The following is a 17,265-nucleotide window of genomic DNA, read 5'->3' on the forward strand; positions in this document are numbered from 1 at the left end:
GTGGTACCGCTTTTAGGCGCGGTCCAGGCGTGCCACGCCGATCTTCGAATCAGCCATGCCATAGAAGACGAACAACTGCTCGCCGATCTTCTCTATTGCCGTGGGGAAAACGACGTTGGGGACGATGCCTGAGATCTCGTCTTCCGTTTCCGGTGCCAGGAGCGGCTTGTCGCTGCGGGCGATCACGATGGAGGGATCGTCACTGTCGAGGATCATCGCAGCGGCTGTGTAGTTGACGTTCTGCTGGTGGTCGAAGGCGGACTTTTCCATCGACCCGGAGACGCCGTGGTAGATCAGGAGCCAGCCCTCGTCGACGCGGATCGGTGCCGGTCCGCCGCCGATCTTGAGTTCTTCGAAGGGGAACTCGCTCAGGGCCACGAGCTTGTGCTTGCGCATGTGGACGAGGTTGCGGATGTCCTTCTCGACGTCGGCAACTGCGACGTAGGAAATCCAGATACCCGGGCGGTTGTCATCGAGGCCGGCCGGCAGGTGCTCGCCTTCGCCCTCGCGGATCCACCCAAGGTCCCACATGGGGCGGTGCAGCAAAGCGTAGGAGGGAACGCCGTCGGGATCGTTGACCGGTTCCGGGAAGAACACAGCGTCCTTGTTGGCGAACAAGTTCAAGTCCATGGACAAGTCCGCCTGGTACTCGAAATGGCAGGGCCCCAGGCGGTCCCAGGTGCGCAGGTCTTCGGAATGGGCGAAGGCCAGGCGGGGACCCAGCGGTCCGTAGGCAACATAGGTCATCAGGTGGCGGCCGAGGGACGGTACCCAGGTGACGCGGGGATCTTCCGTTCCCGCGTTGTTGAGGCCCCGTTCCCACCCTTCGTCCGGTGCCAGGACAACGCCCTGGCGTTCGACGCCGGACGGGACGCCGTCGTCGCCGATGATCACCTTGGCGAGCCCGACGCGGGAGACATTGCCCTTGGCCACGAGGCGCGGCAGGAGGTACAGCTCGCCGTCGGGTCCGCGGCCGCTGGCCGGGTTGAGGACGCCTTCGGCTTCGAATTCGTTCCCGTCCTCCGGGGTCATGATGACGCCGGCGCGGGTGAGGGTGAACGGGACGGTGGGGAGTGCTGAAGTTGAGGAAGTCATAGAGCTTAGCCCTTTACGCTTGATCCGATATTGGTGGAAATGAATTGGCGCTGGAAGAAGATGAACAGCGCGACGGCGGGGGCCGCGAGAACGCAGGCACCGGCAAGGATGGCGCCAAACGGGTTGGATGCCGTGGCGGCGATGTTCGAGATGTAGTTCGCCAGCGAGACGGCGAGAGGCTGAATGGCTTGGTCCTTGGTGACGAGGAACGGCCACAGGAACTCATTCCACGGGCCGATGAAAGTCAGCAGGACTGCCGTGACAATGGCAGGCCGGACCAAGGGGATCGCGATCTGCCAGAGGATCCTCAGTTCACTGGCTCCGTCGATGCGGGCGGCCTCGAACAAGGTGGAGGGCAGCTGCATGAAGTACTGACGGAAGACGAACACTGCGGTGGAATTGATCGCGAACGGCAGGATCATGCCCAGGTACGTGTCCGCGAGCCCGTAGTCCCGCACGATCATGACGTACAGCGGGATGAGCAGGAGCTGGAACGGAATCATCTGCACCAGCAGCATCATCCCGAAGACAAACCCTTTACCGCGGAATTGCATCTGGGCGAGCGCGTAGCCCACCAGGAGCCCGAACACCACTGTGAAGAAGATGACGCCGCCGGTGAAAACACCCGAGTTGACCAGGCCTTTCAGCAGGTCGATCGAGTTGTTGATGTTGCTGTAGTTCTCGCCGGTGATGTTTGCCGGGCTAGGGAACGCTCCGCCCACCGAAGTGTCCGGGGAAGTCTGCAGCGAGCCGATGAACATGTAGTAAAACGGGAAGAGGAAGACGAAGGCTCCAAGGGCCAGAAGCAAGAAGCTGCCCACCCCCAGATTCTTGCGCTTCGCCACGGAACTGCCCTTTCGGGAGGCCTCGGATCCCGGTGCGTCAGCACTGGAAGCAGCTTCGGAGGCCCTTCCTTCGGAAGCGCCGGCACGTGGCCGGCGGGCGTCGTCGTCGTCGTTCCTGAGAGGCGCTTTATTGAAAATCGACACGTCAGTCCTCCTTCCCGCCTACGAGGCGTTTCTGGATCAGGGCGATCAGCAACACGCCGATCACCAGCACCACACCCAGCGCTGCTGCCACATCGGGATTCCCCTGAAGGATTCCCTTCTGGTACATCAGGAACACCGGCGAGGTCGAGGCGCCGTCCGGCCCGCCTCCGCCTGTGAGCAGATAGGGCTCGGTGAACAGGTTCGCTCCGGTGATGGTGGCGAGCAAGGTCACCAGCACGCTGGCCGAGCGCACTCCCGGAACGGTGATGTTCCAGAACTGGACCCATTTGTTTCCGCCGTCCACCGAGGCAGACTCGTACAGCTCGTCCGGGATGTTCTGCAGCGCGGCCAGGTAGAGCAGGATGAAGAATCCCAATTGCTTCCAGGTCACGTACAAAGCAACCGTTGGCATTGCCAGCCAGGAGTTCGTCAACCACGAGGGGTTCGGGGCCAGCGGCCCCAGAATGGCGTTGACCAGCCCGTTCTGCTGGAACAGGAACAGCCAGACCCCGACGACGGCGACGCTCGCCGTGACGTACGGGACGTAGTAGCTGACCCGGAAGAAGGTCTTGAGCCGTGTCACGCGGTTCAAAGCGTTGGCCAGGACCAGGGACAGACCCACCGTCAGCGGCACGTTGATGATCAGGAAGACGCCGATATTGGCGAAGGAACGCTGTACTTCCGGATCGGACAGGACGTTGATGTAGTTGTCCAACCCTACGAAGGGCCGGTCAACCTGGACGCCCGGAGCGGTGAAGAAGAACTGATGGAAGGAGATGTAGACGGCGTACCCCAGGGGATATGCCAGCACTCCAAGGACGAAGATGACGTAGGGGGCGCTGAACAGCAGTCCCAGAGGCTGGCGGCCCAGGAAGTTCTTGCGTTTCCTGGGCGCCTGCCGCTGGTCCACGGTCCGCCCGGCAGTGTCTCCCGTAGCGGGACCCCCAGCTGAGCGAAGTGACATGGGGATTCGCCTGCTACTTCTGGGCTGCCAGTTGGTTGATTTTGTCAGAAGCACCCTTGAAAGCGTCGTCGATGCTCTGGTTGCCGAAGATCACGGACTTGCTCCAAGCGTCACGGAAGGTCTGCCAGATCTGGACTGAGTTGGAGACGTTGGGGACTTCCACGGTGCGTGCGGCTTCGTCGGCGAAGGTCTTGTAGGCCGGGTTCTGGCTGAAGTAGTCCGCGTACGTGGTGGGCAAGTCCTTGCGCATCGGCATCTGGCCGGTGCCGGAGAGGAGCTTGCCGTCTTGTTCCTTGCTGGTGGCGAACTTCATGACCTCCCACGCTGTGCCCTGGTTCTTGCACGCGGAGTACATGGCGATGTTCTTGGCGTCAGAGAAGGTGGAGCCGTTGGTCTGGGCTTGGGTACCCGGGACCGGGACCGTGCCCCAGTTCACCTTGCCCTTGTAAGCGGCGACGGCCCAGGGGCCCGCGAGGGACATGGCGGCCTTTCCGTCAGCGAAGGAGTCCCCCTTGTACGCTTCCTTGGAAGCCAGGTTCTCCTTGTAGAGGGTCTGGAACATCGTGGCGACCTGCTTGCCTTGATCGCTGTCAAAGGTGGACTTGCCATCCTTAAGCAGGGTTGTGCCACCCGAACTGGCGGCATAGAACGGGTAGAAGTCGAACCAGGGCTGGTAGAAGTCGCTCGTAGGCGAAGGCCACACGGCGTTGGCAACCGCGCCGGACTTCACAAGGGTGCGGGCAGTGTCCAGGAACTCGGACTGCGTGGCAAGCTTGGGGTTTGCCGGGTCCAGTCCGGCCTTCGCGAAGAGGTCCTTGTTGTAGAAGAGGACCACCGGGTTGGACTTCCAGGGAAGCTGGTATGTCTTGCCGTCGGATGACTTGTACTGGTTGGCGAGATCGCCGGTGCGGTCCTTGATGTACTGGGCGCCATCCGGGAAGGAGTCCAACGGGACCAGGCCACCCTGCTTCTGGAACTGCGGAACAGCTACCGGGGCCGTGTTGAAGACCAGGCAGGGAGCATTGCCGGCGGTAATTGCTGCCCCGATGACCTCTTCGGAGCTCTTGCCTGCCGGGATTTCCTGAGCATCGACCTGCTGGTCCGGGTGGGCAGCGTTCCATGAGGCCACCATATCCTTGCCCCATTTCACCTCGAACTCGTTGTTGGAGTACCAGATCTTGATGGGACCCTTGGCCGTGGTGGCAGCGTTCGCTCCAGAAGCTGTGCCGCTGGAGGCGCCTCCACCGCATGCGGCCAGGCCGGCACCGATAACGGCGATGGCGGTAAGGGAGAGGACTCTCGAACTAATTTTTCCGTGCTTCATTGCAACTCCTTTTGCGGGTGAAAACTGAAAATGCGGCGGCGACATTGCCTTCAAACGGGAATGGCAAATAGCCCCACCCAATTGCGGGTAAATCGGTATTCGTAGGGATTAGTTGTTCGGCATGCCGGGGGCAGGGCCTGTGGAGGCGCGGACTACCAGCTTCGGGGAGGGCAGATAGACGTCTTCCGCGGGAGCTCCGCCCAGGAGGCTCAGTAACTGCTGGGCTGCAACACGGCCCCAGAGCAGCGGATCGGCCGGGACCGTGGTCAACGGAGGGTTGAGGTACCTGGCGAGCTCTGTGTCGTCGTAGCCGGTGATGGATAAATCACCAGGAACAGCCAGTCCGAGGGACTGGGCGTAGGACTGTCCGGCAGTGGCCATCAGGTCGTTCGCGTAGATGATCGCTGTGGGCCGCTGGGCCGAGCGAAGCAGTTCCGCAGTAGCCGCCAGTCCGCCGGCTGCTGTGAAGTCCGCCTCAACGAAGGAACCGGCCTCGAGCCCCGCTTTCGACATGGCATTTTGCCAAGCCAAGCGCCGGCTTCGGCCGTGAATGTAACTCTGCGGTCCGCCCACGTGCCCGATTCTGGTGTGTCCCAGCGAAACGAGGTGTTCGACGGCGGCCGCGATGCCTTCGGTATCGTCCATGCAGACAGCAGGGAACGGCGAGGGGGTTTCGGGCCGATTGAGGGTGACGGCCGGAATCTTGAGGCTCTTCAACAAAGCGATCCGGGAGTCGTCAACCCTCATATCCGTAAGGATGACGCCGTCCACGCGGCTGTCGGCGGCCAGCTTCCGATAACCCAGTTCCTCGGCGTCGGCGCTGGCGGCGACCGTGAGGACCAAGACGTATTCGTGCTCAACCAACGTGGTCTCGATCCCGGCGATGAACGCGGGGAAGAAGGGGTCCGTTCCCAAAAGCCGGGGGTCCCTTGCCACCACGAGCCCGACGGCGAAAGCTTTGGCCGACGACAGGCTCTTGGCGCGAAGATTCGGCTTCCACCCCAGTTCCCGGGCCACCCTGAGAATGCGCTCCCGGGTGTCATCGCTGACGCCGGGCTGCCCATTCAACGCGTACGAGACGGCACCCTTGCTCACGCCGGCTGCCTGCGCAACGTCGTTGATGGTCACTGTCATGTCTGCCTCATTGCCACTTGGTGATTGGGATCACTGAACCGGTTTTGTTATCTCTACTGAACCGGTTCAGGAGGTCATTGTCAAGAGCAAACATGAAATTGGTGGGTATTCGCGGGTCGTTTCCAGGCGGCCGCCGACACTGGCGGCAGCTCCGACGAAAATGGCGGCCGCCCCGTCATCGGGGCGGCCGCCAGTATCAATAAGCTGCAGGCGTTAGTGCTCTGAGTCTGCCGCAGCAGCCTTTTTGGCGTCCTTTTCTGCGCGAAGGGCCTCGGACTCGTGCTGTTCCTCGGCCTTTTCCTGGCGGATGACCACCGCCAGGAGCTTCTCCATCTCTTTCGCAACGCCGGCGGCGGAGGCTGGGTTCTGCCCGGTCACCAACCGCTCGGAGACAGCGACCTTCTCTGCGAAGACGTCGGCGAACACGTGGATCGCGCCCTGTTCCTTGAGCCGGTCGGCCAGGAAGAACGGGATGACCTTGTCCATGCCCGCGGCAACTTCTTCGTCGTTGGTGAAGGCCGCCACTTCCCGGCCCCCGACGAGCCGGAACCCGTCGGCCAGGTCCACGTTCACCAAACCCGCCGGTCCGTGGCAGACGGCGCCAACCACTCCACCGGCATCGTAGACGCTCGCAACCAGGTTCTGCAGGCCTTCGCTGTCCGGGAAGTCCCACATTGTGCCGTGGCCTCCCACGAGGAAGACTGCGTCGTACTGGCCCGCATCAACGACGTCCACGCGGGCCGTGTTGTAGAGACCGGCGCGGGTAGTCTCGTCGGTCGTGAAGGCGACCTGGATGGGATCCTGCGGGTCCACTTCGTCCTGCGGCGGCTGGCCGCCCTTGATGGACGCGAAGTCGACGAAGTGTCCGGAATCCTTGAAGACCTTCCACGGATGTGCAGCCTCGGCCACGTTGTAGCCGGTCTTCTTTCCCGTATCGCCGAGCTCGGAAACGCTGGTCAGTACCATGAGGATTTTCTTCATGAGATGCTCCTATCGTCCCCATCCACCCTACGCCTAGCCCAAATTCAGGCCCACCCACGGCGCTGTGGCACCCAACTAACTAGCAGTTGTTGTCGTTATGAGGGCTCAAAACGACAACAATTGCGAGCTAGTTGGGACCGGGGGACGGGAATCAGCAGCCCTCGAGCTCCGTGAGCACCTTGACCTTGTCGGCCGACGCCGAGGCCGGGTCGAAGGCGTAACCGAGCCATTCACGTGCCAACCTGCTGGCTAGTTCCACCCCGACGACGCGTTGGCCCATGGTGAGCACCTGGCAATCGTTGGACAGGATGGAACGCTCCACGGAGAAGGAATCGTGGGCCGTGGTGGCGCGGATTCCGTCCACTTTGTTCGCTGCGATGGCCACGCCGATTCCAGTCCCGCAGAACAGGATGGCCCGGTCTGCATGGCCGTCCCGGATGAGTTCACCAGCCTTGATCCCGACGTAAGGGTATGGCGTGGTGAAGTCCTCCGGGGAGTCGCTGCGGTTGACGCCGATATCGATGATTTCGCTGACCCGGGGATCGTTCCGCAGGTCCGCCATGATCCGGTCTTTGTAGTCCACGCCTGCTTCATCGGCGCCCAGGATGAGTCGGAAACCCAAGGTCTGTCCTTTCGTGGTCATGCGATGGCTCCGGCGTGCTTGCCGGTAGTAGACGCGGTGCCCGCGTTCTCAGGGCGGACAAGGTGCGGGCCCATGACCGTAAAGATCATTGCCAGCGACGTGGCTCCGGGGTCGGCTGTGCCCACGCTCTTCTCGGCGAGCGGCCGGGCCCGTCCTTTGAGCGGACGGAGCGAGGCCGTGGCTTGCGCAGCCGATGTGGCCGCTGCGGCAGCTTCAGCCCAGGCAACATCCAGAAGGACACCCTCGGAGGCGCGCTTGCTGAAGGTTTCGGCGAAGGGGAGCAGGGCATCCACCATGGTCTTGTCGCCGATCTCGGCCTTGCCCAGATCAGTGATCCGTGCAGCGAACGCCGTCACGGCCGCTGCAAGTTCAGCCGGTTCCGGTGCCTCGTCATTGCCAAGCGATTCGCCGAATGCCCGGAGGCCCGCGCCCCACAGGACGCCCGACGTTCCGCCGGCTTTATCCGCCCAGGCGTCGCCTGCGGCTGCCAGCATATCGCCGGCTCCGGCACCATTGGCCAGGGCCTCCGCGGCTGCCGCAGTGGCGGCGTCGATTCCGCGGACCATCCCGCGGCCGTGGTCGCCGTCGCCCGCTACCGCGTCCATGTCGCCAAGGTGCGATTCGGCGTCGTGCAGTGCTTTCCGGGCAGCCTCGAGCGCGTCCGCGCAGCTCGCGGCATAGTCGCGTGAGTCCAGGGTGGCCGAAAACTCTATGGCGACAGGGCCGCCGTCCAACGCTTCCTCCGTAAGCTGGCCACCGGTCAACAGCGAAGCGTTGCCGCGCCGGTAAGCGGGCGTTTCGGCGGGCGCCGTCCAGAGTGGTTCGAGTTCCTCGTCGAGCCAGGTGATGGTGAGGGAGACGCCGGACATGTCCAGGCTCGTGACCAGTTCACCGACCTCCGGCATGACCAAGGTGTACCCGGCTGCGCGCAGCAAAGGAGCCACGGTCAGCCACAGGACGAAGAGTTCTTCGTGCTTCGTGGAGCCGAGTCCATTGAGGATGACCGCGATGCGGTTGCCCGCTCCGTGCGGGGTTTCCGCCAACAGCCGCGCAACGAGCTCCTGGCCGAGATCCTTGGCCGGCGGAAGGTCGGTGTCGAACAATCCGGGCTCGCCGTGGATGCCCAGGCCGAGTCCCATCTGCTTGTCCTTGAGCGTGAACAGCGGCGCGTCGGCGCCGGGGAAGGTGCAGCCGTGGAAGGCGCTGCCGATGGTTCGGGTGAGGCTATTGGCCTTGCGGCCTAAGCGCACGACGTCGGCCAGCCCGGCCCCCGCTTCGGCGGCGGCGCCCATGATCTTGAAGACCGTGAAGTCGCCCGCGATGCCGCGGCGTTTGGCGGATTCCGACGGCGGCGCGCTCGCAATGTCGTCCGTCACCAGCACGTTTTCCACTGCAATGCCTTCCGCAGCCAAGCGCTCGCTGGCCATGCCGAAGTTCAAGACGTCCCCGGCGTAGTTGCCGTAAGTGAACACCACTCCGGCGCCGCTGTCAGCAGCCTTGGCCACCGAGTAAGCCTGTTGTGCGGACGGCGAGGTGAAGATGTTGCCCACGACGGCGCCGTCGGCCAGTCCCGCGCCGATGAGTCCGGCGAAAGCCGGGTAGTGCCCGGAACCGCCGCCGGCCAGTACTGCGACCTTGGGCTGCTCGGGACGGTGGCGGCGCACTGCGCCGCCGGGAACCTGGCGCACCAGGCCGGAGTGGAGGTCGCAGAAACCGGCGAGGGCTTCGTCTGCGAATTCGGCGGGATCGTTGAAGATTTTGGTCATCGTGGGCTCTTTCGGCTACGGATGCGGGGACTGCTAGTGGATGTGGCTTCCACCGTTGATGTCGATGGTGGTGCCTGTGAGGTAGGCGGATTCCTCGGAAGACAGGAAGGTGATGACAGCGGCGATTTCCTCGGTGGTGGCGTTGCGGCCCAGCGGGATGCCTGCGTTGATGGCGGCTTCCTGCTCGTCGGTGCTGCCGACGCGGATGTTGGTGTCCACGGCGCCCGGAGTGATGGCGTTCACGGTGACGCCGGTTGCGCCGATTTCGCGCGCCAGTGCCTTGGTGAAGCCGAGGATGGCTGCCTTTGCTGCGGAGTAGGGGACCTTGCCGAAAACGCCGCCGCCGCGCTGGGCGGAGACGGAGGACATGTTGACGATGCGGCCCCAGCCGCTGGCGATCATGTCAGGCAGGAAAGCCTTGGTCACCAAGTAGGTGCCGGTGGCGTTCACGTCCATGATCTTGTGCCAAAGTTCCAGCGTGGTTTCAAGGAACGGCACGGGGGAGGTGATGCCCGCGATGTTGGCGAGGGCGCCGACGGCGGGAAGGGTGCCGGCGCTGATTTCCGCGGCGACTGCGTTGTACGCCGCGTTGACGGAGGCTTCGTTGGCGACGTCGATCTCGTAACCGAACGCAGGGACGTTGAACTGGTTGCCGATTTCCGCTGCGACCTTGGCGGACTTCTCGCCGTCGAGGTCCAGGATCACCACGGCCCAGCCGTTACTGGCGTAGCGGCGTGCGGTGGTGATGCCGATGCCCCGGTCCGAGGTTGCCCCGGTGAGGACGGCGGTGCGCTGGATGGTGCTGGTCATGATGCTCCTTGGGTTTGTTGTTGTGAAAGTCAGATGAGGTCTGTGATGAAGCTGGCGGCTTTGGCGGCCGCTGCCGGGCGTTCGTCGTGGGTGACGTCGCGGGTTTCGAGCTCGAGCGAGAAATGACCGCTGTAGCCGGTGGCTGCGAGCGAGCTGAGTCCGGCGGCGAAGTCCGCGTGGCCGTTTCCGATGCTGAGGTTGATGTTGCCCGCTACCGCGTCCCGCAGGTGGACATGTGCTATCCGGCCGCGATGGCGTTCGATGTACTCGAGCGGGTCGTCGCCTGCGGCGACGATGTGGCTGAAGTCCATGACAATCCCGACGCCGGAGCCCGCCAGCCGCGCGGCGAGCTGTTCGGCGCGTTCCAGGTTCCAGCAGAAACGGAGGAAGTGCAGGGATTCGGTCCACAGTTCGACGCCGAATTCCGCCGCGCGCTGCCCGGCACCGATGAGCTGCGCTGCGATGGTGTCCAGGTCCTCATCGAGGCTGAGGACCGGATCGTGTCCCAAGGCGCCGCACGGGAGGACGAGGGCTTTCGCGCCGGTGTTGGCGGTAAGGGTGAGCAGGGCATCGAGGTGACTCTGGCGGGCGGCGCGCTGGCCGGCGTCGAGCACTGCGTTGAGGTCGCCTATATCGCCGTTGACTGAGCGGACCCGCAACCCGGAGGCGGCGACCTCCGCGGTAACGGCCGCGACGGCGTCGGAATCAAGCTCATAGGGGACGTGATCGCAGACGCCCGGCAGTGCGCCGAGGTCGATTTCCTCAAAGCCCAGGCCATTGATGGTGCGCAATGCCGTGGGTAGATCCTGGTGCCGGAAGCTGATGGACGAGCAACCGAGTCGGGAGTTGAACATCTTCGTTTCCTCCAGTCGTGCCCGAAGGCAGTAGTGATGGGAACCACAGTATCTAAGTTAACTGTCAACAGTCAACCCTTGAAGTTGACTGTTGACAGAAGTAGATGATGCAGGTCACACTGGCATATCATGTGTTAACAGTCGACAGTGCTGAAGCTCCTAGCCTCAGTCGCTCTTCGAAAGGGATTCACCAATGAGCAAAGAAGCTCTGACCATGCGCGGTCCGGTCCACGGCACCAAGGACGCCCGACGCGTCGCCATCGGCTCCGGTGTGGGTGCAGTCATCGAAACCTATGACTTCATCGGTTTCGGCACCGCGGCTGCCCTGTACTTCGGAACGGCCTTCTTCCCCACGGGCGATCCCGTGACCGGAACCCTCGCCGCTTTCGCGACCCTCGGCGTCGGCTTCGCTGCCCGTCCTATCGGCGGCATCATTGGCGGCCACCTTGGTGACAAACTGGGACGCAAGCCCGTCCTCGTAGCCTCGTTGATCCTGATGGGCGTGGCCACCTTCCTGATCGGCCTTCTTCCCACCTACAGCCAAGTGGGCCTCCTGGCGCCGGCACTGCTCGTGTTCGTCCGCATCGTCCAAGGCCTTGCCTTCGGAGCCGAGTGGGGTGGTGCAATCCTGATGAGCTACGAGCACGCACCGTGGAAGAAGAAGGGAAAGTACACGGGCATCGTCCAGGCCGGATTCCCCGTGGGACTCCTGCTGGCCAACCTGACGTTCCTTGTCAGCGTCCAACTCGGCGGCGAACTCGCCTGGCGCATTCCGTTCCTCGCCAGCATGGTGTTGGTTGTCGTCGGCTTGATCATCCGCTCCAAGGTCCCGGAATCCCCGGTCTTCGACGAAGTCAAGGAGAGCGGCGCAATCGTGAAGTCGCCCATCGTGGAGGTCCTGAAGACCGACTGGCGCAACATCGTCAAGGGAATCGGCCTCCGCATTGCCGAGACCGCAGGCTACGCCGTCTCTATCACGTACATGATTTCCTACCTGAACAGCCAGCACTTGGCCGATAAGACCCAGACCCTGGTAGCCCTCTGCATCGCTTCGGCCATCGGCATCTTCGCAACCCAGGCCTGGGCGCGACTGACGGACAGGATCGGACGGCGTCCCGTCTACATCTGGTCCTGCGCCTTTGCGGTCCTCTTTGCCATCCCGATGTTCCTGCTCGTCAACACCGGTATGTTCATCTTCGTCATTGCCACGATCGCCGTCTCCTACGGCGTCTGCCAGAACTCCCTCGCCGGCGCCCAGGGCGCCTGGTTCCCCGAGTTGTTCCAAGCGAAGACCCGTGCCTCCGGCGCTTCACTGGCCTACCAGATCTCGGCCACGATCTCCGGCTTCACCCCCTTCATCACCACCCTGCTCTTCGTCGCCCTGGGATGGATGGGCCCGGCCGTGCTCTTCGGCCTGTACGCCGCGATCGGCCTCTGGGCTGCATTGGCTACCCGAGAAACCTGGGGCAAGAAGGAACGCCAGTTGGCCGATGAGGCCACCAAAAGCACTCCCCAGCCGGTGAATGTCTAATGACGGTGGCGCAGGAACAATACACGGCAGGACGAATCGGAGAAACCGCGATGGAACGCATCGAACGCGTGCGCGCAGCCGCAACCCGGATCCGGCACCACGCCCTCAACATGGGCGAAGTCCAGGGGCAGGGCTACGTCGGACAGGCACTCGGTGCGGCGGACATGCTCGCCGCGGTCTACGCGGACCAGCTCCGCTACCATGCCAACGATCCCGAATGGGAGGGCCGGGACCGCTTCCTCCTCTCCACGGGCCATTACGCAATCGGCCACTATGCAGCCCTGGCGGAGGCCGGAATCATTCCCGTCGAGGAGCTCGAAAGCTACGGCTCGGACGATTCCCGCCTCCCCATGTCCGGGATGTCGACATACACGCCGGGCATGGAAATCTCGGGAGGGTCGCTTGGCCACGGGCTCTCCATCGCTGTCGGAATTGCCCTTGGCCTCCGGTACCGCGCTCAATCGGGAGAGGGCTCCAGCGCGAGGGTGTACAACTTCCTCTCCGACGGTGAGCTTGATGAAGGGTCCACGTGGGAAGCCGCTATGGGCGCGCACCACCACCAATTGGGGAACCTGACCGCCATGGTGGACATCAACGCCCTCCAGGCGGATGGCAAGACGGACACCGTCCTCCGGACCGAACCCGTGACGGAGAAGTGGGAAGCCTTCGGCTGGTACACGCAGCGGGTGGACGGGAACGACGTCGGTGCGTTGCTGGCGGCGTTCGACAACGCAGCCGCCCAGGCCGCCGCCGTCGGGCGTCCTTCCGTCATCCTGTGCGACACGAAAGTGGGGCGCGGCGTGCCGCTGCTTGAGGAACGTGAAAAGGCGCACTTCATGCGCATCGAAGAACACGAATGGCAGCTCTGCCGTAAGCAACTGACCGCAGGATCCAACGGGAAGGCCGGCCGATGAGCACCGTCACCGCTTCGAAGGGCCCAGCCCCCAAGCTGAAAACGTCGGCCATGATCGCGTCCTTCGCGGACCCGGGCCAGAAGACTTCTTCCGCGCCTTTTGGGCACGCGTTGGTGAAGGCCGCCGAGGCTGACCCGCGAATCGTCGGGCTCACCGCCGACCTGGGCAAGTACACGGACATGCATATCTTCGCGAAGGTGTTCCCGGAGCGGTTTTTCCAGATGGGCATGGCTGAGCAGTTGCTCTTCGGTGCGGCCGCAGGCTTGGCCGAGACCGGCTTGGTGCCGTTCGCCTCGACCTATTCGGTGTTCGCCGCGCGCCGGGCCTACGACTTCCTGTGCCTCGACATCGCCGAGCCGAACCTCAACGTGAACATCGTGGGCGGACTCCCGGGCCTCACCACGGGCTACGGCCCGAGCCACCAGGCCACGGAGGACATGGCGATATTCCGCGGCATGCCGAATCTGACAATCGTCGATCCATGCGACTCCGTGGACATCGAACAAGCAGTGCCACAACTGGCCGCCAGCGACGGACCCACGTACCTGCGCCTCCTTCGCGGCAACGTCCCCACGGTGCTGGACGAGTACGACTACACGTTCGAACTCGGCAAGGCGAAAGTGCTTCGGGGTGGCAACGACGTTGTGTTCGTCTCCAGCGGGCTGATGACCATGCGCGCCCTGCAGGCAGCGGAGGCGCTCGCCGCGCACAAGGTGGATGTCGCCGTCGTGCACGCGCCCACCATCAAACCGTTCGACGCCGCCACCGTCCTGGCGGAACTGAACACCGACCGTCTGGCCGTCACGCTGGAGAACCACAGCGTGGTGGGCGGCTTGTTCGAAACTGTGGCCTCCGCCGTGGTCACGGCCGGGCTGGGCAAGCGCGTGGTGCCCGTGGCGCTTCCCGACGAGTTCCTCGACGCCGGCGCGCTGCCTACCCTGCACGAGCGCTACGGATTGTCCGTGCAGCGGATCGTGGCAAAGGTCCTCGCGGAACTCGGCTGACCCTGAAAATTCCTTGGCGGGAGCGCGGAGCAGGCGTGCGCCGGTTCCGCGCTCCTGCCGTAAGATCAACAGTTAACACACCGACTGTAAACAGTCGACCACTGACATTGAGGACGGACAAGATGGCCGGAGCAACAGCACCCCTTCTGGGACTGGAAAAGAAGAGCCTCCGCGAGCAGGCGCTCTCCGCACTGCGTACCGCCATCACGAGCGGCGAGTTGGAACCTGGACGGCACTTGGTGGAAACCGAGCTGTCGGACATGCTCCAGATCAGCCGCGGAACGCTCCGGGAAGCCTTGCGACAACTTGAGCAGGAGGGCCTGCTGTCCGCTGGTCCGCGCGGCCGGCTCTCCGTCCGCCACCTCGATGCCAAGGAAATCCGCGACATCTACTCGGTGCGGGCCGCTTTGGAATCCCTCGCCGCGCGTACGCTCTGCGAGTTGCCGGACCGCCAACAAGTGATCACCTCGCTGCGCTCCGCCATCGACGCCATGGCGGCCGCGGCCAAGGGAAGCCTCGAGGAACGGATCGAGTCCGATCTGGAATTCCACCGCACCATGTGCCGTCTCACCGGCAACGAAACCCTGCTCCATTCCTGGGAGTCGCTGGAGGGGTCCATCCGGATGTCCATCATGTTCGCCGGACTGGAAAAGGGCGTCAAGAACATGAGCGTCGAGCGGCACCACGACATCGTGGCCGCCATCGAGACGGGGGATGCATCCCTGGCGCGCAAGACCATCCTCGAGCACATGGACAGCGCTGCTGCGGAGCTGGTGGCGTAAGCGCCCGACGGCGGCGCTCAACTTTCGCGGTAACTGCACCTCCGTGGGGGTCACTGCCATTACCCCTCAAGATAGAGACTCCCTCATGTCCTTCGTGGGCTGTTTCCTTAATTCATGACTCGTCCCGAAACGACTTTGCCGGTTCCGGTTCCGCCCTCGGCCATGGCCGATGCGCCACGGGCACGGCTCACGCTCATCATTGCGTCCCTGGGGTTCTTCCTGATCACCCTCGACATCCTGATCGTCAATGTGGCGCTTACCAGCATCGGCAAGGAACTCGGGGGCGGCACAGCCGGCCTGCAATGGGTGATCGACGGCTACACGCTGATGTTCGCCGCGTTGTTGCTGTTCGCCGGGAACCTCTCGGATCGGATCGGCGCGAAAAGGGCGCTGGGATGGGGAATCGCACTCTTCCTTGTCGCGTCCGTCGCGTGCGCACTCGCGCCGACGTCGGGGGTCCTCATTGCCGCCCGCTTCCTCCAAGGAGGTGCGGCATCGATGATGCTGCCGGCGTCGATGGCGCTGATCCGGCAGGCCTTTCCGGATCCCCGCCGCCGCGCACATGCCCTCGGGATCTGGGCGGTCGGCGGTGCAGTCGCCGGAGCCGTGGGACCGCTTGTCGGCGGCCTCCTCACCACGCTGGACTGGCGGCTCGTGTTCGGGATAAACCTTCCCGTCTGCATTGCGATGCTGGTGCTCCTGGCTTCCGTTGCCGCATCCCCGCGGCGGCCGGCGCCGTTCGACTGGGCAGGCCAGGCCGCGGCGATCGTTGCCCTGACCGCGTTGATGTACGGCCTCATCACGGGAGGAACCGAGGGCTTCGGCACGGTGCCCGTCATCGGCAGCCTGGTGCTTGCAGGAGTTAGCCTCGCGGTTTTCCTTTTCATCGAGGCGCGCGGACGGCACCCAATGATGCCGCTTGAGCTGTTTCGCTCCACCGGCATGAGAATCTCGCTCTCGGTCGGTTTCGCGTTCATGGTGGGCCACTTCGGCACCGTCTTTGTTGTCAGTCTCTTCCTTCAACAGCACCTCGGGCTTACACCCCTTCAGGCAGGGTTCACGTTCCTTCCTTCCGCGGCGTTCAGCATCGTCGGCAACATCGTCAGCGGGACCCTCTCGAACCGCTTCGGCACGCGGGTGCCGGTGGTCGTCGGTTTGACGTCCATGGTGGTGGGACTCACCGGGATGCTTCTCACGGCGCCGCTGGGATCGCCGCTACTCGTCGGTGCCTTCCTGATTTTGACGGGCTCCGGTGGATCGATCGCGATGCCGCAGGTCACCGCCGTCGTGCTCGCGAGCGTGCCGAGCGAAAAAGCGGGCACGGCCAGCGCAGTCTTCAATACATTCCGCCAAGTGGGCGGCGCCGTCGCCATCGCAGTCTTCGGCGCCCTCATCGCCGATCGCAGCAACTTCGTCCACGGGATGCAGACCAGCTTCATCATCGCGGCGTCGCTGCTCCTGCTCACCGCGTTCGCCAGCCTCTTCATCCACTCGCCGGGCGCGGTCAAAGACTAGGGAGACTTAACTGGACTCTTGAGCAAGTCCATAAAGAAATATGAGTCAATATAAAAGATTCCTTGTATTGACTCATATTCTTCGATAGATCGCCGAGATCGGAACAACAAACAGACGTCGTGGTCGGTCGCGATCGTACGACTATGTGGCGGAGGTGTCGCCTTCCCCAGACGGTGTCCGTATCCGGCCGTCGGCGGCGTGGTATCCCAGTGCGTAGCTGGGGCACCGGTCGATCACCTCGACCAGTTCGTCAACGCTGGCACGGCTGGCATCGATCCACGGCCGTACGTCACGGTTGAACACCTGTGGAAGCCCGCGGATGCATTCGGCCGCGTGCCGGCAACGAGCAGGTTCCCAGGTCACGACGATGCCGGGGGCACGATACTCGCGGATCGCAATAGACTCGCGTTGAGGCGGTTGATCGCCCTGATTCATCTCGTTCATGTTTACTCCCTTGTTCCGACCTCGGAATCGAGGCCAAGATGTCGGCGCAGGACGATTGCGATGTCCTCGACCTGTGTGAGCTGCTCCGGGGACAGTGCGTCGATGAAGATTTCCTTCACGGCGCGCAAATGCGGGACCGATCCGGCACGGAATAGCTCCAGCCCCGGATCGGTGGCCATCACATCGACGCCGTGCACGGCGTCTGCGCAGGGGATCCGTCGGATGAGCTGCCGCTTCTCCATGCGGCCCAGGTGATGCGACAGGCGGCTGCGTTCCCAGCCGATCATGGCAGCGAGCTCCGATGACCGGATCGTGTGATGTTCCGCCTCGCTGAGGGCGAGCAGCACCTGGTAGTCCCCTGACGACAGGGACGACTCGTTCTGTAGGCGACCCGTGAGGCGTGCGCGCAGCGCCTCGGCCGTCTCGATGTAGTCCCGCCAGATCCGCAACTGCACGGGAGTCGGCATCGTGCGGTGTTTCGCGTAGCCCATCTCACCTCCGGGAATTGATACGTC

General features: G+C 63.6%; 17 protein-coding genes. 5 read left to right on the forward strand and 12 right to left on the reverse strand.

The annotated features are described in order from the left end of the window. Positions 1-12 precede the first annotated feature (12 nt). The 10 genes from ACSVHC_RS13830 to ACSVHC_RS13875 all read right to left on the reverse strand — a co-directional run bounded on the left by ACSVHC_RS13830 (position 13) and on the right by ACSVHC_RS13875 (position 10,560). The gene (locus tag ACSVHC_RS13830) at positions 13-1,095 is read right to left on the reverse strand and encodes a glycoside hydrolase family 130 protein (protein ID WP_345447175.1); all 1,083 of its coding nucleotides are present in this window, start codon (positions 1,093-1,095) and stop codon (positions 13-15) included. Between the two features lie 5 nt (positions 1,096-1,100). Then, a complete protein-coding gene (locus tag ACSVHC_RS13835) occupies positions 1,101-1,856 on the reverse strand; it encodes a carbohydrate ABC transporter permease (RefSeq protein ID WP_234753454.1) in 756 nt (251 codons plus the stop codon). A 229-nt stretch (positions 1,857-2,085) separates the two neighbouring features. Further along, positions 2,086-3,048 carry a carbohydrate ABC transporter permease gene (locus tag ACSVHC_RS13840; protein WP_437771495.1) on the reverse strand — a complete coding sequence of 321 codons (963 nt, stop codon included), beginning with the start codon at positions 3,046-3,048 and terminating at the stop codon, positions 2,086-2,088. Between the two features lie 13 nt (positions 3,049-3,061). After that, positions 3,062-4,372 (reverse strand): extracellular solute-binding protein, encoded by a 1,311-nt coding sequence (locus tag ACSVHC_RS13845; RefSeq protein WP_437771494.1) that lies wholly within the window; start codon positions 4,370-4,372, stop codon positions 3,062-3,064. Between the two features lie 108 nt (positions 4,373-4,480). Then, a complete protein-coding gene (locus ACSVHC_RS13850; protein ID WP_437771493.1) occupies positions 4,481-5,506 on the reverse strand; it encodes a LacI family DNA-binding transcriptional regulator in 1,026 nt (341 codons plus the stop codon). Between the two features lie 213 nt (positions 5,507-5,719). Then, positions 5,720-6,487, reverse strand: coding sequence for a type 1 glutamine amidotransferase domain-containing protein (locus ACSVHC_RS13855; protein WP_437771492.1), 768 nt, complete (start codon positions 6,485-6,487; stop codon positions 5,720-5,722). Positions 6,488-6,638: 151 nt separating this feature from the next. Next, positions 6,639-7,130, reverse strand: a complete 492-nt coding sequence (locus tag ACSVHC_RS13860) for an RpiB/LacA/LacB family sugar-phosphate isomerase (protein ID WP_437771491.1) — start codon at positions 7,128-7,130, stop codon at positions 6,639-6,641. Next, positions 7,127-8,896, reverse strand: coding sequence for a dihydroxyacetone kinase family protein (locus tag ACSVHC_RS13865; RefSeq protein ID WP_437771490.1), 1,770 nt, complete (start codon positions 8,894-8,896; stop codon positions 7,127-7,129). Before ACSVHC_RS13865 ends, ACSVHC_RS13860 begins: the two co-directional genes overlap by 4 nt. Before the next feature lie 33 nt (positions 8,897-8,929). Beyond that, positions 8,930-9,706: an SDR family NAD(P)-dependent oxidoreductase gene (locus ACSVHC_RS13870; protein ID WP_437771489.1), complete on the reverse strand. Its 777-nt coding sequence runs from the start codon at positions 9,704-9,706 to the stop codon at positions 8,930-8,932. Positions 9,707-9,735: 29 nt separating this feature from the next. Next, positions 9,736-10,560 (reverse strand): sugar phosphate isomerase/epimerase family protein, encoded by an 825-nt coding sequence (locus ACSVHC_RS13875; RefSeq protein ID WP_437771488.1) that lies wholly within the window; start codon positions 10,558-10,560, stop codon positions 9,736-9,738. A gap of 193 nt (positions 10,561-10,753) precedes the next feature. Here ACSVHC_RS13875 and ACSVHC_RS13880 point away from each other — a divergent pair, with 193 nt between their 5' ends. The 5 genes from ACSVHC_RS13880 (at position 10,754) to ACSVHC_RS13900 (ending at position 16,306) form a co-directional block, all read left to right on the forward strand. Further along, positions 10,754-12,091, forward strand: a complete 1,338-nt coding sequence (locus ACSVHC_RS13880; RefSeq protein WP_439181022.1) for an MFS transporter — start codon at positions 10,754-10,756, stop codon at positions 12,089-12,091. Between the two features lie 50 nt (positions 12,092-12,141). Continuing rightward, positions 12,142-13,005, forward strand: coding sequence for a transketolase (locus ACSVHC_RS13885; RefSeq protein WP_437771486.1), 864 nt, complete (start codon positions 12,142-12,144; stop codon positions 13,003-13,005). Further along, positions 13,002-14,009, forward strand: coding sequence for a transketolase family protein (locus ACSVHC_RS13890; protein ID WP_439181023.1), 1,008 nt, complete (start codon positions 13,002-13,004; stop codon positions 14,007-14,009). The genes ACSVHC_RS13885 and ACSVHC_RS13890 overlap by 4 nt, the downstream gene beginning before the upstream one ends. 122 nt (positions 14,010-14,131) lie before the next feature. After that, complete coding sequence (locus tag ACSVHC_RS13895) at positions 14,132-14,791, forward strand: GntR family transcriptional regulator (RefSeq protein ID WP_437771484.1); 660 nt, start codon at positions 14,132-14,134, stop codon at positions 14,789-14,791. Positions 14,792-14,905: 114 nt separating this feature from the next. After that, entirely contained in the window at positions 14,906-16,306 is a 1,401-nt protein-coding gene (locus ACSVHC_RS13900; RefSeq protein ID WP_437771483.1) for an MFS transporter, read from the forward strand. Between the two features lie 141 nt (positions 16,307-16,447). Here ACSVHC_RS13900 and ACSVHC_RS13905 read toward each other — a convergent pair whose 3' ends face one another. Next, on the reverse strand, positions 16,448-16,750 hold the full coding sequence (locus ACSVHC_RS13905; protein ID WP_439181024.1) for a (4Fe-4S)-binding protein: 303 nt from the start codon (positions 16,748-16,750) through the stop codon (positions 16,448-16,450). Positions 16,751-16,752: 2 nt separating this feature from the next. Beyond that, positions 16,753-17,241 carry a MarR family winged helix-turn-helix transcriptional regulator gene (locus ACSVHC_RS13910; RefSeq protein ID WP_439181025.1) on the reverse strand — a complete coding sequence of 163 codons (489 nt, stop codon included), beginning with the start codon at positions 17,239-17,241 and terminating at the stop codon, positions 16,753-16,755. Positions 17,242-17,265: the final 24 nt, after the last annotated feature.

The organism is Arthrobacter sp. KNU-44, assembly GCF_051843155.1.
In the GTDB taxonomy this organism is placed as follows: domain Bacteria; phylum Actinomycetota; class Actinomycetes; order Actinomycetales; family Micrococcaceae; genus Arthrobacter.